General features: G+C 73.3%; 20 protein-coding genes. 9 read left to right on the plus strand and 11 right to left on the minus strand.

All coding sequences use genetic code 11. The features are described 5' to 3' along the window. Positions 1 to 125: 125 nt before the first annotated feature. A complete protein-coding gene (locus ACFYX3_RS13715; protein WP_389012247.1) occupies positions 126 to 839 on the minus strand; it encodes a carbon-nitrogen hydrolase family protein in 714 nt (237 codons plus the stop codon). Positions 840 to 891: 52 nt separating this feature from the next. Then, the gene (locus ACFYX3_RS13720; RefSeq protein WP_389012250.1) at positions 892 to 1,803 is read right to left on the minus strand and encodes a LysR family transcriptional regulator; all 912 of its coding nucleotides are present in this window, start codon (positions 1,801 to 1,803) and stop codon (positions 892 to 894) included. Between ACFYX3_RS13720 and ACFYX3_RS13725 the strand changes: the two genes are divergently transcribed. Continuing rightward, positions 1,802 to 2,680, plus strand: a complete 879-nt coding sequence (locus tag ACFYX3_RS13725; RefSeq protein ID WP_389012253.1) for an NAD(P)-dependent oxidoreductase — start codon at positions 1,802 to 1,804, stop codon at positions 2,678 to 2,680. The genes ACFYX3_RS13720 and ACFYX3_RS13725 overlap by 2 nt on opposite strands. Before the next feature lie 22 nt (positions 2,681 to 2,702). Here ACFYX3_RS13725 and ACFYX3_RS13730 read toward each other — a convergent pair whose 3' ends face one another. Continuing rightward, positions 2,703 to 3,278 (minus strand): TetR/AcrR family transcriptional regulator, encoded by a 576-nt coding sequence (locus tag ACFYX3_RS13730; protein ID WP_376594107.1) that lies wholly within the window; start codon positions 3,276 to 3,278, stop codon positions 2,703 to 2,705. 161 nt (positions 3,279 to 3,439) lie between these two features. Here ACFYX3_RS13730 and ACFYX3_RS13735 point away from each other — a divergent pair, with 161 nt between their 5' ends. Next, on the plus strand, positions 3,440 to 5,875 hold the full coding sequence (locus ACFYX3_RS13735) for a beta-glucosidase (RefSeq protein ID WP_389012255.1): 2,436 nt from the start codon (positions 3,440 to 3,442) through the stop codon (positions 5,873 to 5,875). Between the two features lie 53 nt (positions 5,876 to 5,928). On the opposite strand, the gene ACFYX3_RS13740 is transcribed toward ACFYX3_RS13735, so the two are convergent. After that, entirely contained in the window at positions 5,929 to 6,810 is an 882-nt protein-coding gene (locus ACFYX3_RS13740) for an SGNH/GDSL hydrolase family protein (RefSeq protein WP_376594104.1), read from the minus strand. Positions 6,811 to 7,070: 260 nt separating this feature from the next. Between ACFYX3_RS13740 and ACFYX3_RS13745 the strand changes: the two genes are divergently transcribed. Then, positions 7,071 to 7,565, plus strand: a complete 495-nt coding sequence (locus ACFYX3_RS13745) for a DUF3145 domain-containing protein (protein WP_376594102.1) — start codon at positions 7,071 to 7,073, stop codon at positions 7,563 to 7,565. Positions 7,566 to 7,865: 300 nt separating this feature from the next. Here the strand turns inward: ACFYX3_RS13745 and fabF are convergent, their stop codons facing one another. The 5 genes from fabF to fasR form a co-directional block, all read right to left on the minus strand. Continuing rightward, positions 7,866 to 9,128: a beta-ketoacyl-ACP synthase II gene (gene fabF, locus ACFYX3_RS13750; RefSeq protein WP_376594738.1), complete on the minus strand. Its 1,263-nt coding sequence runs from the start codon at positions 9,126 to 9,128 to the stop codon at positions 7,866 to 7,868. 94 nt (positions 9,129 to 9,222) lie between these two features. Then, a complete protein-coding gene (locus ACFYX3_RS13755; protein ID WP_015033413.1) occupies positions 9,223 to 9,471 on the minus strand; it encodes an acyl carrier protein in 249 nt (82 codons plus the stop codon). Between the two features lie 55 nt (positions 9,472 to 9,526). Then, a complete protein-coding gene (locus ACFYX3_RS13760; protein WP_389012261.1) occupies positions 9,527 to 10,558 on the minus strand; it encodes a ketoacyl-ACP synthase III in 1,032 nt (343 codons plus the stop codon). An 18-nt stretch (positions 10,559 to 10,576) separates the two neighbouring features. Continuing rightward, positions 10,577 to 11,494, minus strand: coding sequence for an ACP S-malonyltransferase (locus ACFYX3_RS13765; RefSeq protein WP_389012264.1), 918 nt, complete (start codon positions 11,492 to 11,494; stop codon positions 10,577 to 10,579). Between the two features lie 89 nt (positions 11,495 to 11,583). Further along, positions 11,584 to 12,765 carry a fatty acid biosynthesis transcriptional regulator FasR gene (gene fasR / locus ACFYX3_RS13770; RefSeq protein ID WP_389012267.1) on the minus strand — a complete coding sequence of 394 codons (1,182 nt, stop codon included), beginning with the start codon at positions 12,763 to 12,765 and terminating at the stop codon, positions 11,584 to 11,586. A 31-nt stretch (positions 12,766 to 12,796) separates the two neighbouring features. Here fasR and ACFYX3_RS13775 point away from each other — a divergent pair, with 31 nt between their 5' ends. Then, entirely contained in the window at positions 12,797 to 13,513 is a 717-nt protein-coding gene (locus ACFYX3_RS13775; protein WP_389012270.1) for a pirin family protein, read from the plus strand. Positions 13,514 to 13,517: 4 nt separating this feature from the next. On the opposite strand, the gene ACFYX3_RS13780 is transcribed toward ACFYX3_RS13775, so the two are convergent. Next, entirely contained in the window at positions 13,518 to 14,690 is a 1,173-nt protein-coding gene (locus ACFYX3_RS13780) for an Ig-like domain-containing protein (RefSeq protein WP_389012273.1), read from the minus strand. Between the two features lie 211 nt (positions 14,691 to 14,901). Here ACFYX3_RS13780 and ACFYX3_RS13785 point away from each other — a divergent pair, with 211 nt between their 5' ends. From ACFYX3_RS13785 to ACFYX3_RS13805, 5 genes are read left to right on the plus strand one after another with little or no spacing between them, the layout of a single operon-like run. Beyond that, positions 14,902 to 16,089 carry a lipid II:glycine glycyltransferase FemX gene (locus ACFYX3_RS13785; protein ID WP_389012275.1) on the plus strand — a complete coding sequence of 396 codons (1,188 nt, stop codon included), beginning with the start codon at positions 14,902 to 14,904 and terminating at the stop codon, positions 16,087 to 16,089. After that, the gene (gene murJ, locus ACFYX3_RS13790; protein ID WP_389012277.1) at positions 16,086 to 17,696 is read left to right on the plus strand and encodes a murein biosynthesis integral membrane protein MurJ; all 1,611 of its coding nucleotides are present in this window, start codon (positions 16,086 to 16,088) and stop codon (positions 17,694 to 17,696) included. The genes ACFYX3_RS13785 and murJ overlap by 4 nt, the downstream gene beginning before the upstream one ends. Before the next feature lie 54 nt (positions 17,697 to 17,750). Next, positions 17,751 to 18,434, plus strand: a complete 684-nt coding sequence (locus ACFYX3_RS13795; protein ID WP_116161187.1) for a response regulator transcription factor — start codon at positions 17,751 to 17,753, stop codon at positions 18,432 to 18,434. An 8-nt stretch (positions 18,435 to 18,442) separates the two neighbouring features. Further along, on the plus strand, positions 18,443 to 19,945 hold the full coding sequence (locus ACFYX3_RS13800; protein WP_389012279.1) for an ATP-binding protein: 1,503 nt from the start codon (positions 18,443 to 18,445) through the stop codon (positions 19,943 to 19,945). Continuing rightward, complete coding sequence (locus ACFYX3_RS13805) at positions 19,942 to 20,550, plus strand: hypothetical protein (protein WP_389012282.1); 609 nt, start codon at positions 19,942 to 19,944, stop codon at positions 20,548 to 20,550. The genes ACFYX3_RS13800 and ACFYX3_RS13805 overlap by 4 nt, the downstream gene beginning before the upstream one ends. A 51-nt stretch (positions 20,551 to 20,601) precedes the next feature. Here the strand turns inward: ACFYX3_RS13805 and ACFYX3_RS13810 are convergent, their stop codons facing one another. Further along, positions 20,602 to 21,432 carry a serine hydrolase domain-containing protein gene (locus ACFYX3_RS13810; RefSeq protein ID WP_389012284.1) on the minus strand — a complete coding sequence of 277 codons (831 nt, stop codon included), beginning with the start codon at positions 21,430 to 21,432 and terminating at the stop codon, positions 20,602 to 20,604. Between the last annotated feature and the right edge of the window lie 22 nt (positions 21,433 to 21,454).

Consider the following 21,454-nt stretch of genomic DNA (forward strand, 5'->3'; position numbering starts at 1 on the left):
TCCGCCAGGGGATGAGCGCCCCATGGCGGGGGCGGGGCGGCGTCGCGGACCGGGGGTTCCCTGACGGCGCCCCCGGAGGGCCGGACGGTCGTATGTCCCACGACCGTCCGGCCCTTCCCGTGTGCTCAGCGCACCTCGGCGAGGACGAACCCGGGCTCCTCGGGACCCGCGTCCGCGATCCGCCCGCCGTCCGGACCCCAGGCGCCGGCCAGGCCGCAGCCCACCCCGTCCTCGTTGGACCCCAGGACGTTCCCGAGCACCACGTACAGACCGAAGTCCCGGGCCCGTACCGGATACACCTTCTCGAACGAGTCGTTGTCGGCGGAGAGCACCGAACTCGCCAGATAAACCGAGCAGTTGTCGGTGGCCGCCCGCTCGGCGAGCTCCGGGAAGCGGTTGTCGTAGCAGGTGGCCAGGGCGAACCGGACGCCGTCGAGCGTGAACCGCCCGTCGCCCGGGCCCGGTTCGAAGACCTCCGCCTCGACCCCGTACAGGTGCTGCTTGTCGTAGCGGGTGAGGAGCGAGCCGTCCGGACCGATCACGAGCGTGGTGATCCCGAAGCCCGAACCGCCTTTCCTCACCGGCCCGTTGACCACGGCCGCCGCGCCGGCGGCCCGGCACGCCTCCCGTACGGGTTCGAGGCGCGGGTCGTCCTCGGTCAGGACCAGGCCGGGGGTGTCCCGGATCAGGGAGGGCTCGTACCCGGTCAGGCAGAGCTCGGCGAAGACGACCACACGGGCCCCCTCGGCCCCCGCCGCCCGGACCAGACCGGCGATCGTACGGACGTTGGCGTCGATGTCCCCGGCGGCCGGGGTGAACTGGGTGGCTGCGACGATCATGACCGCCATCATCCCGTGCCCCGGTGTAAGGGGCAAGAGTGGGTAGGGGGTATTAGTCGGAAGGGATGAGGTCCTCCGCCGTCTCCTGGAGCAGCGCCAGGAAGGCCGTGGCCGCCACCGTCGGCACCGGCGGGGTCGCGGCGCAGATCGCCCGGTACGGCACGTCGTCCGGGTGGATCGTCACCAGCGCCACGTCGGGCCGTACGGACGTGGCCGCGAGCGCCGGTACGAGGGTGACGCCGAGCCCCGCCGCCACCGCGCCCAGCTTGGCGATCCAGTCGAGCGCGAGCAGACCGGTGCGCGGCCGGAACCCGGCGGCGACGGCGGGCCGGAACAGGGTGTCCTCCAGGCGTTCGTTGGCGACGATCCACTCCTCGTCGGCCAGGTCCGCGAGCCGCAGGTCCCGCCGCTCCGCGTACGGATGCCCGCGCTCCAGGGCCACCAGCATCGGCTCGTCCAGGAGGTGATGGAGCGTCACCCCCTCCGGTGCCGGACCGCTCGACGCCGGGCTGACCACCGCCAGGTCCTCCTCGCCGGCCGCGACGAGCCGCAGGTGCTTGACCGAAGGCCCCTCGACCCGGGTCACCACGACCCCCGGATGCCGTGCCCGGAACGCCGCCTGGGTGCGGGGTACGAGCGCCGCGCCCGCGCTGGAGAAGGCGCCGAGCCGCAGCAGCCCGCCGTCCAGGGTGCGCAGCGCCGCCAACTCGGCCCGCGCCAGGGCGAGCCGGTCCCGCACGGCCTCCGCGTGCGGCAGCAGCACCCGGCCCGCCTCGCTCGGCCGCACCCCGCGCGGCAGCCGCTCGAACAGGGGCGCGCCGGTCTCGTCCTCCAGGGCCTGGATCTGCCGGGACACCGCGGACTGCGTGTACCCGAGGACGCGGGCGGCGGCGGTGAAGGACCCCTCCCGGGCGACGGCGAGGAACGCTTCGTACAAGCCATGCGGGGTGGACATGGCAACCATGCTAGACAGTCGCTTGTCGCATGCGAGGGCCAGGCCTAGCGTCGAGGACATGCAGAACACCGCGTCCTCGCAGAAGACTTCGCAGAACACCCCGCAGAAGATCGCCTTCCTCGGCCTCGGATCCATGGGCCTGCCCATGGCCCGCCGCCTCCTCGACGCCGGACACCCGCTCACCGTCTGGAACCGCACGGCCGCCAAGGCCGACGCCCTCGTCGCCGACGGCGCCGTCCGCGCCGCGACCCCCGCCGAGGCTGCCCGGGACGCCGACGTCGTCGTCACGATGCTCGCGGACCCCGCCGCCGCCCTCGCCGTCGCGGACGAGCTGATCCCCGCGCTGCGCCCCGGCGTCCACTGGATCGACACCTCGACCGTCGGCCCGGAGACCGTCGCCGCCCTCGCCGCCCGGATCCCCGACGGGGTCACCCTGATCGACGCGCCCGTCATGGGCAGCGTCGACCGGGCGGCCGCCGGCGAGCTGCTGATCCTCGCGGGCGGCGACACCGCGCCCGTCACCGCCGTCCTCGACCTGCTCGGCACGGTCACGCCCTGCGGCGGGCCCGGCACGGGCGCCGCCCTCAAGCTCGTCCTCATCAACGCCGCCATCGGCGGGGTCGCCGTCGTCGCCGAGGCCCTCACGCTCGCCGGCTCCCTGGGCCTGCCCCGCGAGCTCGCGCTGCGCACCCTCGGCGCGGGCCCCCTCGCGGGCGCGGTCGCCCGGGCCACCGCCACCGGCGCGCACTTCCCGGTCGCCCTGGCCGCGAAGGACGTCGCCCTGGCCACGGCGACGGCGAAGCTCCCCGTCCTGGAGGCCGTCCACGCGGCCCTGACCGAGGACCCGGCCCTGCTCGGCGAGGACCTGGGGGCGATCGCCCGCTAGGGCCTGATCCGAAAGGCAGGCCCTAGGCCGGGGCGTCGCTCCCGTACAGCAGTCGTACGAAGTCCCGGAAGGCGCCCGGCATGTCCACCGCCGACGGGTCCAGGAGCCACTGGTACTGGAGGCCGTCCATCACGGCCGTGATCAGCGGCGCGGCCCGCTCCGGGGTGAGCCCGCCGGGCAGCCGGTCGCCGAACTCCTGGCGCAGGGTGTCCGCCATGCTCGCCCGCACCTGCGTGTACCGCTCGGTGAAGAACTCCCGCGCCGGGTGCCCGTCGGTGACGCTCTCGCCGAGCAGAGCGGAGAAGGTCTGCACGATCCCCGGCCGCATCGCGTTGTACTCGACGAGGGACTCCATGAGGTCGAGCCGCCAGCCCTCGCGGTCCCGGCCCCCGCTCGTGTCCCAGCGGTCCCGCTCCTCCAGGACCGCGACGAGCAGGGCCTCCTTCGTCGGGTAGTAGTGCAGCAGCCCCTGCTGGGTCAGCCCGACGCGCTCGGCGACGGAGCCGAGGGTGGCGCCCCGGTAGCCGCGCTCGGCGATCACTTCGAGGGCGGCGCGCAGGATGTCCGCGCGCCGCTCCTCGCTCCTGGCCCGCACCATCGCCGTGGCCCCCTTTCGCAGGTTCGTCCGTCCGACAGGACCGTACCTCCTCGTCATGACCCATAGATAACAGACTCATAACGTCACCTACCGATCTACAGGTAGGTGGGTGCACGATGGGCGCATCGGGGTCATCGGCACGTCAACGAGGAGGTACGGCCATGGCGGAGAACACCGCGGAGACCGTGAGGAACACGGTCGTCGAGGCGGCGCTCGGCAAGCTCGGCCTGGACGCCAAGACGCGGCTGCTCGCCGGCCAGGACATGTGGTCCCTGCCCGCCCTGCCCGAGATCGGCCTGAAGTCCCTGGTCATGTCCGACGGCCCCATCGGTGTCCGCGGCGTCCGCTGGACCGCCGACGACCCGTCCGTCGCGCTGCCGTCCCCGACCGCCCTGGCCGCCACCTGGGACCCCGCGCTGGCCCGCAGGGCCGGGCGCCTCCTCGCCCAGGAGGCCCGCCGCAAGGGTGTCCACGTCCTTCTCGCGCCCACGGTCAACCTGCACCGCACGCCCCTCGGCGGCCGCCACTTCGAGGCCTACAGCGAGGACCCCTACCTCACCGGCGCCATCGGCACCGGCTACGTCCAGGGCGTCCAGGACGGCGGCGTCGGCACCACCGTCAAGCACTTCGTCGCCAACGACGCCGAGACCGACCGCTTCACCGTCGACAACCGGATCGCCCCGCGCCCGCTCCGCGAGCTCTACCTCGCCCCCTTCGAGGCCATCGTCAGGAACGCCCACCCCTGGGGCATCATGACCGCCTACAACCAGGTCAACGGCGTGACGATGACCGAGCACCACGAGCTCGTGAACGAGGTCCTGCGCGGCGAGTGGGGCTTCGACGGCTACAACGTCTCCGACTGGATGGCCGCCCGCTCCACCACCGCCGACATCGCCGGCGGCCTCGACGTCGCCATGCCCGGCCCCGACACCGTCTACGGCCCGGCCCTCGCCGCCGCCGTCCGCGCCGGCGAGGTGGAGGAGTCCGCCGTCGACACCGCCGTGCGCAACGTCCTGAGGCTCGCCGCCCGCGTCGGCGCCCTCGAAGGCGCCCCGCCGGTCGTCACCGAGCACCCCGCCGCCATCGACGGCGACGCCCTCGCCCGCGAGATCGCCCACCGCGGCTTCGTCCTCGTACGCAACGAGAACGGCGCGCTGCCTTTGAAGAACGCCACCGTCGCCCTCTCCGGCGCCGCCGCCCGCGACGCCCGCGTCCTCGGCGGCGGCTCCGCCCAGGTCTTCCCCGACCACGTCGTCTCCCCGCTCGACGGCCTCACCGCCGCCCTGCCCGACGGTGCGCTCGCCTTCACGGTCGGCGCCGACCCCAGCGAGGAACTCGCCCCCGCCGACCAGGGCTTCACCCTCCGCGCCCGCTGCCGCGACGCCTCCGGCACCGTCATCGGCGAGGGCTCCCTGCCCAACGGCCAGGTCCAGTGGATCGGCGACGACCTCCCCGCCGGCGTCACCCACGAGGCCCTCGCCTCCATCGAGGTCATCGGCACCTTCACCCCGCGCGAGTCCGGCGAGCACGCCTTCGGCACCCGCGGCCTCGGCGCCTTCGCCCTCACCGTCGCCGGCGAGACCGTCTACGAGGGCACACAGGCCCTGGGCCCCGAGACCGACCCCTTCGAGGCCTTCTTCGGCTCCCCGGTCGAGCGCGGCAAGGTCGCGCTCACCGCCGGCGAGACCGTCGAGGTCTCCCTGCTGCACACCCTGGACAAGGAGTTCGCGGCCCCGCTGCCGGCCGTCATGTTCTCCTTCGTCCACCTCGCTCCCCGCCGTGACCCCGACGAACTGATCGCCGAGGCGGTCGAGGCCGCCCGCGCCGCCGACACCGCCGTCGTGGTCGTCGCCACCACCGAGCGCGTCGAGTCCGAGGGCTTCGACCGCAAGGACCTCGTCCTCCCCGGCCGCCAGGACGACCTCGTACGGGCCGTGGCCGCCGTCAACCCGAACACCGTCGTCGTCGTCAACGCCGGCTCCCCGGTCGAGCTGCCCTGGCGCGAGGACGTCGCCGCGATCCTGCTCAGCTGGTTCCCCGGCCAGGAGGGCGGCGCCGCCCTCGCCGACGTCCTCACCGGCGCCGAGGAGCCCGGCGGCCGCCTCCCCACCACCTGGCCCGTGACCCTCGCCGACGCCCCCGTCACCGAGGTCACCCCGACGGACGGCGAACTGCGCTACAGCGAGGGCGTCTTCATCGGCTACCGCGCCTGGGACAAGGCCGGCACCGTCCCCGCGTACCCCTTCGGCCACGGCCTCGGCTACACCACCTGGTCGTACGACACCCTGACCGCGACCCCGGACACGGTCACCGTCCGGATCACCAACACCGGCGACCGGCCCGGCCGCGAGACCGTCCAGATCTACCTGGCGCCCGTGGCGGACCGCGTCGAGCGCCCCGCCCGCTGGCTGGCCGCCTTCGCGAACGTCGAGGTCGCGCCCGGCGAGAGCGTCGAGACCGAGATCGCGCTGCCCCGCCGCGCCTTCGAGATCTGGGACGAGGAGAAGAACGACTGGACCCTCGTCACGGGCGCGTACGAGGTCGTCGCCGCCCACTCCCTGACGGACGGGCGCCTGACCACCACCCTGGAGGTCTGACCTCCCCCACGACCGGGCCCCGGGGTGGAACCTGACAACCGCCCCGGGGTCCCTCACTCCTTCGTGATCCGCCGGTACGCCAGCTCCGCGAGCCGCGCCTGCCCGTCCCTGCTCGGATGGAACCAGTCCCAGGGGCTCAGCTGCCCGCCGTCGAAGCGGAACCCGAAGACCGCCCCGCCGTCGTACCGGCAGCGCGCGTCCTTCGCGCAGACCTCCCCCAGGACCTCGTTGTACGCCACCACCCGGTCCCGCACCGCCGCCCGCCGCTTCTCGGCCGCCGGGCCCAGGTCCTCCGCGTCCGCCAGCATCGCCCCGCAGATCCCCAGCTTCCACACCTGGCGCCCCACCGGGCTCACCCGCCCCGTCGACCACAGGTGCTTCAGGTCCGGCACGCTCGCCACGTACACCTGCGCCTTCGGCGCGCCCGCCCGCAGCCGGGCGAGAGCCGACTCGAAGTCGGCACGGAAATCGGCCACCGGGGTCATCAGGTCCGGGGTGGGCCGGCAGGCGTCGTTCGCGCCCATCATCACCGTCACCAGCTCGGGCTTCTCCGCGGCCGCCCCGGCCATCTGCGCGGGCAGCTCCGCCATCCGGGCGCCCGTCCGGGCCAGGTTCCAGCTGCGGGTGGCCACCTTCTCGGGGCCGAGCAGCCGCAGCGCCAGGCTGTTGACGGCGGCGTCCGTCCCGGTCGCCCACGACACCTCCGGGCAGTCCGCCAGGACGGAGCACGCGTCGAAGGCGCGGGTCACGGAGTCGCCGACGGCCGCGACGGAGGCGGGGGAGACGTCCCAGAGCGGCTTCGGCCTCGGCGTGGCCGTCCTGACGGGAGGGGTCGCCTCCGGGTCTCCGGCCGTGCAGCCGGAGAGCGTCCCGCCGCACAGCAGCGCGGCCGTCGCGGCGGCGACAGCGGTACGGAATCGGCGTCGGCCGCGCATCCCCGGCCCCTCCTTCGGCGTCCTGGCGGGTGAAAGCTTCGTGTCCACCCGCCCCCGGACCGACCGTACGTCACACCGATGACGGCGCGGCACGGTAGCTTTTCCCCCGTCGAACCAGAGGTGTCTTCGCCGACCGGCTCCGGTAAATTACATCACGTCACATGCTGTCCCCTTTTCGAGGGTTTGCGGCGTTCTGCTCCTGATGCTGTTTACTGAGGCCGCTGGGAAAAGGCGAACCTCGTCCCACACTGGAGGTCCCGGTGACGACACGTGGAGTCCTGTACGTTCACTCCGCACCGCGCGCGATGTGCCCGCACGTCGAGTGGGCGGTCGCGGGTGTCCTCGGTGCGAGGGTCCAGCTCGACTGGATCCGCCAGCCGGCGTCCCCCGGCACCTGGAGAGCCGAGTTCTCCTGGCAGGGCCAGACCGGCACCGCCTCCAGACTCGCCTCCGCCCTGCGCGGCTGGCAGATGCTCCGCTTCGAGGTCACCGCGGAACCCTGCCCCACCGCCGAGGGCGAGCGCTACAGCGCCACCCCCGACCTGGGCATCTTCCACGCCGTCACCGGCATGCACGGGGACATCCTGATCCCCGAGGACCGGCTGAGGGCCGCCCTCGCGCGCTCCAAGGACGGCGAGACCCAGCTGGAGTCGGAGATCGCCAAGCTCCTCGGCAAGCCCTGGGACGACGAACTGGAACCCTTCCGCTACGCCGGCGAGGGCGCCCCCGTCCGCTGGCTCCACCAGGTGGTCTGACACGCCGAAGGCCCACCCCCGGTCAGGGGATGGGCCTTCGCACCGTGCCGGACTCCGTCCGGCGGGTGTGGTGGAGGCCCGCTCCCGTGCTGGGGGCGGGCCTCGTCGTTCGAGGGGGTGTCAGACCGTGCGGAATGCCAGGACGACGTTGTGGCCACCGAAGCCGAACGAGTTGGCCTCTTCCTCGTGCGTCCCTCGCGCCGCTTCGCGGGCTTCGGGGCGCTGTGCCGGACTCCGTCCGGCGGGTGTGGTGGAGGCCCGCTCCCGTGCTGGGGGCGGGCCTCGTCGTTGGAGGGGGTGTCAGACCGTGCGGAAGGCCAGGACCACGTTGTGGCCACCGAAGCCGAACGAGTTGTTGATCGCGGCGATCGTGCCCTGCGGGAGCTCGCGGGGCTCGTCGCGGACGATGTCCGCCTCGACGTCAGGGTCCAGGTCGTCGATGTTGATCGTCGGCGGGGCCAGGCGGTGGTGGAGCGCCAGGACCGTCGCGACGGTCTCGATGCCGCCCGCGCCACCGAGGAGGTGACCGGTCATCGACTTCGTCGCGGAGATCGCGACGTGGTCCAGGTCGTCGCCCAGGACCTTCCGCAGCGCCTTGATCTCGGCGACGTCGCCCTGCGGCGTCGACGTGGCGTGCGCGTTGAGGTGGACGACCTCGGACGGCTTGAGGTCCGTCGAGTCCAGCAGGTTCTGCATCGCGGCGGCGATGCCCCGGCCGGTCGGCTCGGGCTGCGCGATGTGGTGGCTGTCGGCCGACAGGCCCTGGCCGAGCACCTCGCAGTAGATGCGGGCGCCGCGCGCCTTCGCGTGCTCCTCGGACTCCAGGATCACGACGCCGGCGCCCTCGCCGAGCACGAAGCCGTCGCGGCCGGTGTCGTAGGGACGCGAGGCCTTCGTCGGCTCGTCGTTGCTCTTGGACATCGCCATCATGTTGGCGAAGGCGGCGATCGGCAGCGGGTGGATCGCGGCCTCGGTACCGCCGGCGACGACCACGTCGGCACGGCCGGTACGGATCATCTCGACGGCGTAGCCGATCGCCTCGGCACCCGACGCGCACGCGGAGACGGGGGTGTGGACGCCCGCCCGGGCGTTCACCTCCAGGCCCACGTTCGCGGAGGGGCTGTTGGGCATGAGCATGGGCACGGTGTGCGGGGAGACGCGGCGGACGCCCTTCTCCTTCAGCACGTCGTACTGGTCGAGCAGCGTGGTGACACCGCCGATGCCGGAGGCGATGACGGAGCCGAGCCGCTCGGGCGCGATGGTCTCGTCCTCGCCGGCGGGCGCGGTGTAGCCCGCGTCGGCCCAGGCCTCACGGGCCGCGATCAGCGCGAACTGCGCCGAGCGGTCCAGCTTGCGGGCGAGCGGGCGGGGCAGGACGTCGCCGGGGTCGACCGCGGCGAGGGCCGCGATCTGGACGGGCAGTTCGGCGAAGCGCTCGCCCTCCAGGGGCTTGACGCCGGAGCGCCCCGCGAGAAGACCTTCCCAGGTCGACGCGGAGTCGCCACCCAGCGGTGTGGTTGCGCCGATACCGGTGACGACCACGGTGCGATTGGTCGAGCTCACAGGAATTCGTTCTCCATGTGTGTGATGGTCGGAATACGGCGCCACCGCCGGGTGGCGGACCGAGTCAGTGTGGACCGAGTCGGCAGGGGCCGAATCAGGCCTGGTGCTTCAGGATGTAGTCGGCAGCGTCGCCAACCGTCTTGAGGTTCTTGACGTCCTCGTCCGGGATCTTGACGTCGAAGCGCTCTTCGGCGGCGACGACGACCTCGACCATGGAGAGCGAGTCGACGTCCAGGTCGTCGGTGAAGGACTTGTCCAGCTGGACGTCCTCGACCGGGATGCCGGCGATCTCGTTGACGATCTCGGCGAGGCCTTCGACGATCTGGTCCTGGGTGGCGGCCATGGTGGCGCTCCTTCTTGTGATTGCTTGGGTACGGGCTTCCGGAGAACCGGAGTGCCTAGGGGAGGGTAACGACCGTCGCGGCGAAGACGAGACCCGCCCCGAAGCCGATGATGAGCGCCGTGTCGCCGCTCTTCGCCTTCCCGGTCGCCAGGAGCCGCTCCATGGCGAGCGGAATCGAGGCGGCCGAGGTGTTGCCGGTGGTCTCCACGTCACGGGCGACCGTGACGTGCTCCGGCAGCTTCAGGGTCTTCACCATCGAGTCGATGATCCGCATGTTGGCCTGGTGCGGGATGAAGACGTCCAGGTCGTCCGCCGTGATGCCGGCGGCGTCCAGGGCCTGCTGGGCGACCTTCGCCATCTCGAAGACGGCCCAGCGGAAGACCGCCTGGCCCTCCTGCGTGATGGCGGGGAACTTGATCTCGCCCTGCTCGTTGACGGGCAGCTTCGAGACGTCGCCGACCTGGAACTCGTTCCACGGGACGGTCTGCTTGATCGTCTCGGACTTGTCGCCCTCGGAACCCCACACGGTGGGGCCGATGTGCGGCTCGTCCGAGGGGCCGACGACCACGGCGCCGGCGCCGTCGCCGAACAGGAAGGCCGTCGCGCGGTCCTCCAGATCCGTCAGGTCGCTGAGCCGCTCGACACCGATGACGAGGACGTACTCCGCGGAACCCTCGACGATCATGCCCTTGGCGAGCGTCAGGCCGTAGCCGAAGCCCGCGCAGCCTGCGGAGATGTCGAACGCGGCCGGCTTCCCGGCGCCGATCTTGTCGGCGATCTCGGTGGCGACGGCCGGGGTCTGCTTGAAGTGCGAGACCGTGGAGACGATCACGGCACCGATCTGCTCGGGGTTGATCCCGGCGTCGGCGATGGCCTTGCCCGAGGCCTCCACCGACATGGCGGCGACCGTCTCCTCCGGGGAGGCCCAGTGGCGGGTGGCGATGCCGGAGCGCGAGCGGATCCACTCGTCGGACGAGTCGATCTTCTCGAGGATCACCTCGTTCGGCACGACCCGGGTGGGGCGGTAGCCGCCGACACCGAGGATCCGCGCGTACGGGGCGCCCTTGCTGGGCTTGATCTTCGACATGTTTCTCGACACTCCTTGTCAGACGGCCGCGTGCTCGGCGATGAGCGTACGGGCCGCGTCGAGGTCGTCGGGAGTCTTGAGCGCGACCGTGGCCACGCCAGGCAGGGCCCGCTTGGCGATGCCGGTCAGCGTGCCGCCGGGGCACACCTCGATCAGCGCGGTCGCGCCGAGCTCCTGGAAGGTCTCCATGCACAGGTCCCAGCGGACCGGGTTCGCGACCTGGCCGACGAGGCGGGCCACGACCTCGGCGCCGTCGGTGACGACCTGCCCGTCCTTGTTGGAGACGTAGCGCGTGACCGGGGCGGCCGGGGACAGCTCCTGCGCCGCCTCCTCCAGCTTCGCCACGGCCGGGGCCATGTGGTGCGTGTGGAACGCGCCCGCGACCTTGAGCGCGACGACCCGGCGGACACCCTCGGGCTTGTCGGCCTCCAGGGCGGCCAGCTGCTCCAGCGTGCCGGCGGCCACGATCTGGCCGGCGCCGTTCACGTTGGCGGCCGTCAGGCCCAGCTTCTCCAGGTGCGGGACGGTGACCTCGGGGTCGCCGCCGAGCAGCGCCGACATGCCCGTCGCGGTGATCGCGGCGGCCTCGGCCATCGCGAGTCCGCGGGTACGGACGAGGCGCAGCGCGGCGGTGTCGTCGAGGACGCCCGCGAACGCGGCGGCGGTGAACTCGCCGACGCTGTGTCCGGCGACGACGCCGGGGGCGACGTCACCGAGCGCGGCCGCGGACAGCAGGCCGGCGGCGACGAGGAGGGGCTGTGCCACGGCGGTGTCGCGGATCTCGTCCGCGTCCGCCTTCGTCCCGTAATGGGCGAGGTCGAGCCCGATGGCGTCGGACCAGGCCGCGATGCGGTCGGAGGCGCCGGGAAGTTCGAGCCAGGGGGTCAGGAAGCCGGGCGTCTGGGCGCCTTGGCCGGGAGCGACGAGTACGAGCACCCTCACACTCTCTCTTGGGGACGGCTTCGAGCGCCCGTGGGGACAAGGACGAAGAACCGTCGGGGGAATTGTTGGTGTTCGACAAAAGTCTAGGACTGCGGATCTCCGTCGGCCAAGCGTCCCAGGATCAGGGCGATCCGCAGCGTGAACGCGGAGCGAACATCGGAGGGTGACCAGCCGGTGACGTCGGTCACACGTCGAAGCCGGTAGCGCACGGTGTTCGGGTGGACGAAGAGCATCCGGGCCGCGCCTTCCAGGCTGCTCGCCTGCTCCAGATAGACACTGAGAGTTTCGAGCAGCGCAGACCCGGCCTCCTCCAGCGGTCTGTAGATCTCCTCCACCAGCTGCTCGCGCGCCGAAGGGTCGGAGGCGATAGCGCGCTCCGGGAGGAGATCGTCCGCCAGGACCGGCCGGGGCGCGTCCTGCCAGGCCGAGCAGGCCTTGAGCCCGGCGGCCGCCGCCTGCGCGGACCGGGTCGCGGCGAGCAGGTCGGGGACGACGGGCCCGGCGACGACGGGCCCGGGCGCGTACGGCCCGATCAGCGCCTTCGCGACGGCGAGCGGATTGTCGTTCCCGCCGGCGATGACGACGAGCCGGTCGCCGAGGACGCCGGTGAGGACCTGGAGCTTGGCGTGCCGGGCGGCGCGGCGGATCGCCTCCACGGTCAGCTCGCTGTCGCCGTCGGGGGCGGTGCCGAGGACGACGCACACGTGGTCGGGCGAGTTCCAGCCGAGGGCTGCCGCACGGGACACGGCGCCCTCGTCGGCCTCCCCTGACAGCACCGCGTTGACGACGAGCGACTCCAGGCGCGCGTCCCAGGCGCCCCGGGCCTCGGCGGCCTGGGCGTACACCTGGGCGGTGGCGAACGCGATCTCCCGCGCGTACACGAGCAGCGCCTCGCGGAGCACGGACTCGTCGCCGGGGGCGGCGACCTCCTCGATCGCCGACTCCATGACCTCGATGGTCGTCCGGACCATCTCCACGGTCTGGCGCAGGGTGATCGCGCGGGTCAGCTCGCGGGGCGCCGTGCCGAAGACGTCGGTGGAGATGGCCTGCGGGGTCTCCGGGTGCCGGAACCACTCCGTGAACGCGGCGATGCCGGCCTGGGCGACCAGACCGATCCACGACCGGTTCTCGGGCGGCATCGCGCGGTACCACGGCAGCGTCTCGTCCATGCGGGCGATGGCGCCGGCGGCGAGCCGCCCGGACGACTGTTCGAGGCGCTTCAGGGTCGCGGCGTGCGGATGGGGGGCGTTCACGGGTTCAGGCACGGGGACAAGACTGCCTTATCGGGACGCCGGCATGCGGGGTCGGGGCGGTTTCGCCGGCGGCGAGGGCTACCGTGGCCCCGTGATACGCATCCAGCGCGCCGCCGAGCGGTACCCCGGGGGCGACCCGGAGGCCGGGATCCACACCCGGCACGCCCTGTCCTTCGGGCCGCACTACGACCCCGACAACCTCCGCTTCGGCGCGCTCCTCGCCGTCAACGAGGAGCGGCTCGCGCCGGGCGCCGGCTTCGACGAGCACCCCCACTCGCACACCGAGATCGTGACCTGGGTGGTGGAGGGCGAGCTGACCCACCACGACTCGACCGGACACACGACGGTCGTCCGCGCCGGCGACCTCCAGCACCTCGGCTCGGCGGCCGGGGTCCGCCACGTCGAACGCAACGACGCCGACGTCCCCCTCACCTTCGTCCAGATGTGGCTGGCCCCGCTGGAACCGGGCGGGGCCCCCTCGTACGAGGTGGTGCGCGGCCTCGGCGCCCCGTACGCCCTCCCGGCGGCGGACGCGGTCCTGCACGTCGAGCGCCTGACCGCGGGGGCCCGGGCCGCGCTCCCGGCCGCCGACCACGTGTACGCGCACGTGGTGCGGGGCGCGGTGCGGCTCGACGGCGAGGAGCTCGGCCCCGGCGACGCGGCCCGGATCACCGACAGCGGGGGACCCGAACTGACCGCCACGACCGACGCGGAGGTCCTGGTCTGGGAGATGCGGGACCGGCGCAAGGCCCTGGGCTGACCTTTCAGGCGAGCGCGCTCTTCGCCTTCCACGCCGACCAGGACAGGTTCCACGCCCCGTAGCCGTTGCCCTCCGCCACCGTGCCCTTCGTCTCGCGGCCCTTGATCTCGAAGGGGTCGCCGACGTTGACCGAGGCGTAGAAGGAGGCGGCGTTCTCGGTGCTCATGCCGATGCAGCCGGAACTGTGGTTGGCCTTGCCGAAGTACGCCGCGTTCCACGGGGCCGCGTGTGCGTACATGCCCGACCAGGTCAGCCGCATCGAGTAGTCGACGTCCTTGTTGTAGGCGTCGCCGAGGCCCACCGTCTCGGAGTTCATGTTGATGGTGCCCTCCTTCGCCATGAGCACGGCCGTGCCCCGCCAGGACCGCTTGTCGCCGCCGGGGGTGCCGCCGGAGACCGGGATCGTACGGACCGTCCGGCCGTCCCGCTCCACCCTCAACTGGTGGCTGTCGAGGTCGACCTTGACGATCTGCGCGGCGCCGATGGTGAAGCCGGTGCGGTAGTCCCGCACGAACCAGCCGCCGCCCGAGTCCGTGCCGTCGAGGTCCGCTTCGAGGGTGACCTTCGTGCCCGGCTTCCAGTACTCCCGGGGCCGCCAGTCGACCCGGTCCCGGCCCGAGTGGTCCTTGACCCAGCCCCAGGAGCCCTCGGTGCCGTTCGAGGTGGTGACCTTGAGCTGCTTCTCCACGTCCGCCTTCTTCGTCACCGGCAGGTCGAAGACGATGGACAGCGGCTGCGCGATGCCGACCGTGGTGTTCTTGCCGGGGGCCAGGGTCACCTTGTTGACCTTCTCGGGCTCCGGCGTGGAGAACGACGACCGCGTCGTCGACTCCTTGCCGTCGGCCGTACGGGACGTCACGTCGACCGTGTAGGAGGTGCCGGGCGCCGCCTTGCGGTCCGAGACCCAGCTCGCACCGCCCGCGCCCGTACGCCCCGCGAGGGTCCCGCCGTCGGCGTCCACGACCTTCACCGCCGTGAGCGTGCCGCCGGACGCGGTCACGGTGACCGGGCTGCCGGCCTCCTTCTTCGCGACCGTCACCTTCGCGGGCGGCGCCTGCGAGGCGTCGGCCCCCGCCCCCGACGAGCCGCCGTCCGCCGCCTGGGCCGTGCAGGCGGTGAGGGAGACGGCGAGCGCGACGGCCGCGAGAGCGGGACGGGATGTGCGTATCGGCAGCACGGAAGACCTCCGCGGTGTGAGGGAGAAAGGGTGGGATGTCCTGGACTGTAGGCCGCTTCCCCACCCCCTCGGGGGCCCGGACGCCTCTGTGACCGGGGCTGCGGCGGAACGGTCACCGTCCGGTCACAATCACCGCGCGGAGCCGTCGCATCCGGCTGTGAGCCTGCTGTGCGCCCCGACCACCGAGGGGCGGAACAAGGAGGCTCCCGTTGTGTCAGCGCTGCTCGTGACGGCCGCACCCACCGACCGCCGCGCCCCGGCAGGGCCGGTCAGGCTCGGGCCCGTGACCCCCGAGGCGTACCGCGCCTTCCTCGGTTCCCGTACCGGCGCGGACGGCCCCAGCTTCCTCCAACTCCCCTCCTGGGCCCAGGTGAAGGACGGCTGGAGCCACCAACTCGTCGGCTGGGGACGGGAGGGCGCCGAGCTCTCCGGCGTCGCGCTCGTCCTCCTCCGGCCCTTCCCCGGCACCCGCAAGTACTTCGCCTACCTGCCCGAAGGGCCCGTCGCCGACTGGGCCGACCCCGACCTGGACGGATGGCTCTCCCCGCTCCTCGGCCACCTCCGCTCCCTCGGCGCGTTCGCCGTCCGCATCGGGCCCGGGCCCGCCTACCGCCGGTGGAACGCCGCCACCGTCAAGGCCGCCACCGGGCCGGGACGCCGGCTCTCCGACGTCCTCGCCGACGAGGTCGACCCGCTGGGCACCGCCGTCGCCGAGCGGCTGCGCGCCCGCGGCTGGCGCAAGTGCGGCGGCGACTCCGAGGACGGCGCGGACGCCCAGCCCCGGCACGTCTTCCAGGTCCCGCTCACCGGCCGCAGCACCGACGACCTGTGGACCGGCCTCAACCAGGAGTGGCGGCGCAACGTCCGCAAGGCGCGCAAGTCCGGCGTCGAGGTCGTCGTCGGATCCGCCGCCGACCTGCCCGAGTTCTACCGGCTCCTCCGCATCACCGAGGAACGCGACGGATTCCGCCTCGGCCGCTCCCTCGCGTACTACGAGCGCCAGTACGCCGTCCTCAACGCCGAGCAGCCCGGCCGCATGAAGCTCTACCTCGCCCGCCACGAGGGCGAGATCCTCGCCGCGCACACCATGCTCGCCGTCGGCGGCCGCGTCTGGTACCAGACCGGCGCCTCCGCCGACCACCGCCGCGAGGTCCGGCCCTCCAACGCCCTCCAGTGGCGCATGATGCTCGACGCCCACGCCCTCGGCGCCGACGTCTACGACCTGCGCGGGGTACCCTCCACCCTCGATCCGGACGACCGCGCCCACGGGCTCCTGCGCTGGAAGCTCGGCACGGGCGGACAGGTCGTCGAGACGCTGGGGGAGTGGGAGATTCCGATGCAGGGCACGACCAACGGGGCGCTGTACCGCGCCTTCCAGGCCTATCTGGCCCGCCGATGACGGCGACGCTCACCGCCGCACCGACCCGGCGGAAACCCTCCGCCATCCGCAGCGGCGCCCTGATGGCCGCCGGCTCGCTCGTCTCCCGCGCCACCGGCTTCGTACGGGCCGCCGTCGTCGCCGCCGCACTCGGCGCGGGCTACGTCGCCGACGGGTACGCGGTCGGCAACTCCGTCCCCACCATCGTCTACATGCTGCTCCTCGGCGGCGCCCTCAACGCCGTCTTCGTCCCCGAACTGGTCAAGGCGGCCAAGGAACACGAGGACGGCGGCGTCGCCTACACCGACCGGCTCCTCACCCTCAGCGGCCTCGCCCTCGGCGTCCTCACGGCGGCCGCCGTGCTCGCCGCGCCGCTCATCGTCGACACGTACACCGACTACACGGGCGCGCAGCGGGAGATGACGATCGCCTTCGCGCGCGCGTGCCTGCCGCAGATCTTCTTCCTCGGCCTCTTCACCCTGCTCGGACAGGTCCTCAACGCCCGCGGCCGGTTCGGCGCCATGATGTGGACCCCCGTCCTCAACAACGTCGTCGCCGTCACCGTCTTCGGCCTCTTCCTGGCCGTCGGTGACGGCGGGGAACTCACCCCCGGGGAGACCGCCCTCCTCGGCTGGGGCACCACCGCCGGCATCGCCGTCCAGGCCCTCGCCCTGCTGCCCTCGCTGCGCGCCGCCGGCTTCCGCTGGCGGCCCCGCTTCGACTGGCGCGGCAGCGGCCTCGCCGCCCCGCTGCGCTCGGCGGGCTGGCTCGTCCTGCTCGTCCTCACCAACCAGGGCGCGTACTGGGTGACCACGAAGCTCGCCACCTCGGCGGGCGCGGACCCGACGGTCAGCGGCGGAGGCCTCGCCGCGTACAACAACGCCTATCTCCTCTGGACCGTCCCGCACGGCATCATCACCGTCTCCCTCGTCACCGCGCTGGTGCCCCGGATGAGCGGCGCCGCCGCCGACGGCGACTTCGCCGGCGTCCGACGGGACGTCTCCTACGCGCTGCGCACCAGCGCGGCCGCCGTCGTCCCCGCCGCCTGCGCCCTCCTCGCCCTCGCCGTCCCCCTCATGACGGTGGTCTTCGGGTACGGGGCGACCACCGGCGACGACGTCCGCGCGATGTCCTGGACGCTGATGGCCTTCGCGCCCGGCCTGGTCGCCCTCTCCGGCCAGTACGTGTGCACCCGCGCCTTCTACGCACTGCGCGACACCCGCACCCCGTTCCTGCTGAACCTGACCATCGCGGGCCTGAACGCGGCCCTGTCCCTGGCCGCCTACCACTACCTCCCCACCCGCTGGGCGGTCACGGGCATGGCGGCGGCGTACTCGCTCGCGCTGTGGGCGGGCTGGGCGGTCACGGCGTACGGCCTGCGCCGCCGCCTCGGAAGGGGGACGGGCGAGGCGGCCTCGTCCCTGACACGGATGCTGATCGCCGCGGTACCGGCCGCGGGATACGGGCTGTTCGCCGCCGACGGCGCGATGGCGGCCGGGCCGGTCGTCGCGGGCCTGGCGGGCGCCGCGACGATCCTCGCGGTCTTCGTCGCCCTGTCCCGCCCCCTGCGCCTCACGGAACTCCAGACCCTCCTCGCCTCCGCGACGAACCGCCTCCGCCGCACCTGAACGAACGCAGCAGGCCCCCGCCGGGCCCGCCCCCGACCTTGGGATACTCCACACATGCCCCGCGTGCTGCTGATAGAAGACGACCCCTCCGTCCGCGAAGGCGTCGAGCTCGGCCTCCGCCGTCGCGGGCACGACGTCCGCACCGCCCCCACCGGCGAGGCGGGGCTCGCCGCGCTCGGCGAGTTCCGGCCCGACCTGCTGCTCCTGGACCTGATGCTGCCCGGCATGAACGGCGTCCAGGTCTGCCGCCGGGTCCGCGAGAGCAGTCAGCTCCCGATCATCATGCTGACCGCGCGGGGAGACGACTTCGACGTCGTCGTCGGCCTGGAGGCCGGCGCCGACGACTACATCGTCAAGCCCGCCCGCACCGAGGTCATCGAAGCCCGGATACGGGCCGTGCTGCGGCGCATCGAGGAGCCCGGAACCGGCCGGTCCGCCGTCGAGTTCCACGGGGAGCTCGCCATCGACCGCGCGGGCCTGACCGTGGCCAAGGCGGGCGAGCGCCTCGCCCTCGCCCCCTCCGAGCTGAAGCTGCTGCTGCACCTCACGGCCGCACCCGAGCAGGTCTTCAGCCGGCAGCAGCTCCTCGAACACGTCTGGGAGCACAGCTACCACGGGGACGCCCGGCTCGTGGACGCCTGCGTCCGCCGGCTGCGGAACAAGATCGAGGACACCCCGGGCGAACCCCGGTACATCCAGACCCTGCGGGGCTTCGGCTACCGCTTCGGCCCGCTGTGAAGGCCTGCGTGAGCCCGGAGCCGGGCACGGAGCCGGACACCGGGCCGCCGCCGTCGAGGAGCCGCAGGGCCCGAGGACCCCGCCTGCACCCCTTCGGCCTGCGCACCCGCCTCGTCCTCGCCTTCCTCCTCGTCGCGGCCGTCGGCTGCGGCACCACCGCCGCGCTCACCTACCGCGCCGCCCGCAACGCCATCCTGGAGCAGACCCAGGACACCGCCGTCTCCGCCTTCCGCGACCAGGTCGACCCGCTGGTCATCAGCCTGCCCGTCGACGCCGACAACCTGCGGTCGGTGGTCCTCTCCATCGCCCGCCAGGGCAAGCCGCGCCCCTGGCGGGTCTACGCCGAGTACGGGACCGTCCGCGTCTCCTCCACCGACCGCCCCACCTCCTCCGTCATCACCCCCGAGCTGCGGGCCCGCGCGCAGGCCCGGCAGGCGACCCCGCACGGCAGCTTCCAGCGGGTCGTGAAGAACGGCAAGCCGTACCTGACGATGGCCGTCCCCGCCGTGTTCCGCACCCACGTGACCGAGGGGAGGGCCCAGCCCACCGGCCTCGTCTTCTACGCCGTCATGGAGCTCGACGACGAGGAGGCCAACATCGAGGCCATGGTGAGCGCCGCCCGCGACGGCGCCCTCCCGGCCCTCGCCGTGGCCCTGATCCCCGCGCTCATCGCCTCGCGCGGCGTGCTCCGCCCCGTACGCGAACTGCGGCGCGCCGCCCACAGCATGGGCCGGGGCCGGCTCGACACCCGCATCCACGCGAAGGGCAGCGACGAACTCGCCGACCTCGCCCGCACGTTCAACGAGTCCGCCGCCGAGCTGGAACGTTCCGTCGCGGAACTCCGCAACGCCGAGGCCCGCGCCCGCCGCTTCGCCTCCGACGTCTCGCACGAGCTGCGCACCCCGCTCGCCGGGATGCTCGCGGTCACCGAGGTCCTCGACGAGGACGCCGGGAGCCTCGACAGCGACACCGCCCGCGCCGTCCGGCTCATCAGCGCCGAGACGGGGAAGCTCGCCGTGCTCGTCGAGGACCTGATGGAGATCTCCCGCTTCGACGCGCGGGCCGCCGAGCTCCACACCGACGAGGTCGACGCCGCCGACTGCGTCCGCAAGACCCTCCAGCACCGGCACTGGACGGACCCCGAGCAGGTCGTGCCGTACCTTGAGGAGGGGATCAGGGCGCGGCTCGACCCGCGCCGTTTCGACGTCGTCGTCGCCAACCTCGTCGGCAACGCGCTGCGGCACGGGGCGGCGCCGGTGACGGTCAGGCTGTACGCGGAGGGGGACGAGCTGGTGACGGAGGTCGCCGACCGGGGGCCGGGCATCCACCCGGACGTCCTGCCGCACGTCTTCGACCGCTTCTACAAGGCGGACCAGGCCAGGACCCGCTCGGCGGGCAGCGGCCTCGGCCTCGCGATCACCCTGGAGAACGTCCGCCTCCACGGCGGCACGGTCCACGCCGCCAACCACCCGGCGGGCGGCGCGGTCTTCACCGTACGGATGCCGCTGTGAGGCGCGGGACGGCGGTCGTCGTCGCCCTGCTCGGCACCGTCCTGCTCGCCGCCTGCGGCATCCAGCAGAGCGACGTCGTCGAGGCGGGCGGCGCCGCGACCGTCGCCGTCGCCCCCGCGCCCGAGTTCCGCATGGTGCTGTACTTCCTCGGGCCCGACGGCCGGCCGGCCCCGGTGGTCCGCGAGGTCGGGCCGCCGGTCCCCGACCCGACGTTCGCCGCGGGCGGCTCCGAGTGGGCCGAGGACCTGAAGCCCGGGGGACTCGGCTCCGGGGCCGGGCACGGCACCTCCGGCGTCCGGGTCCTCCCCGACAAGGTGCTCGCCGCGCTGATCGCCGGCCCGGCCGGCGCCGACACCGCGGCGGGCCTGACCACGGACCTGCCCGCGTCCGCGGAGTCGCCGCACGCCGAGGTGCTCAAGGGCCTGACCCCGGAGGGCCGCCACAGCGTCCGGCTCCGGCTGCCGTTCCCCGTCGGGGACCTGTCGGACGCGGCCGTCCAGCAGCTGGTCTGCACGACCGCGTACGCCCAGGACGGCGGAGGCAGGGTCGACGTGAGCCTCATGGGCCCCGACGGCACGCTCCCGGCGACCCGCTGCGAGACCTGAGGCCCGTCGGGGCCGGCGTGCCCGCAGGTCCGCGAGGACCGCGCCCTCGCGTCAGCGCGCCCGCAGGTCCGCGAGCACCGCGTCCGTGAACGGCGGCCACGCCTCGATCGCCCACGGCCCGAAGGGCCGGTCGGTCAGGGCGACGCACGCGGCCCTCGCGTCCGGGTCGATCCACAGAAACGTTCCGGCCTGCCCGAAGTGCCCGAAGGTGCGCGGCGAGGAGCTCGCGCCCGTCCAGTGCGGGGACTTGCCGTCGCGGATCTCGAAGCCGAGCCCCCAGTCGTTCGGCCTCTGGTGCCCGTAGCCGGGCAGGATGCCGGTCAGACCGGGGTACGTGACGGTCATCGCGTCCAGGACGGTCCGCGCGTCGAGCAGCCGCGGCACCTGCACCTCGGCGGCGAACCGCACGAGGTCGTCGACGGTCGACACGCCGTCCTTCGCCGGCGAGCCCTCCAGGGTCGTCGACGTCATGCCGAGGGGCTCCAGGACCGCCTGGTGCAGATACTCGGCGAAGGGGATGTCGGTGGCCTTGGCGACGTGGTCGCCGAGGACCTCGAAGCCGGCGTTGGAGTAGATCCGGCGGGTGCCCGGCGCGGCCATGACCCGGTTCTCGTCGAAGGCGAGCCCCGAGGTGTGGGCGAGGAGGTGGCGGACGGTCGCGCCCTCGGGCCCGGCCGGCTCGTCGAGGTCGATCGCCCCCTCCTCGTACGCGACGAGGACGGCGTACGCCGCGAGCGGCTTGGTGACGGAGGCGAGCGGGAAGCGCTGCCCGGTGGGGCCGTGGGACCCGGCCAGGGTGCCGTCCGCGCGGACGACGGCGGCGGCCGCGGTGGGGACGGGCCAGTTCTCGATCGACGCCAGGCTCGGCAAGCTGCTGTGCATGGGCCCGAGCCTACTTGCTTCG

It is taken from the genome of Streptomyces sp. NPDC002463, assembly GCF_042889835.1.
Lineage (GTDB): Bacteria > Actinomycetota > Actinomycetes > Streptomycetales > Streptomycetaceae > Streptomyces > Streptomyces nymphaeiformis.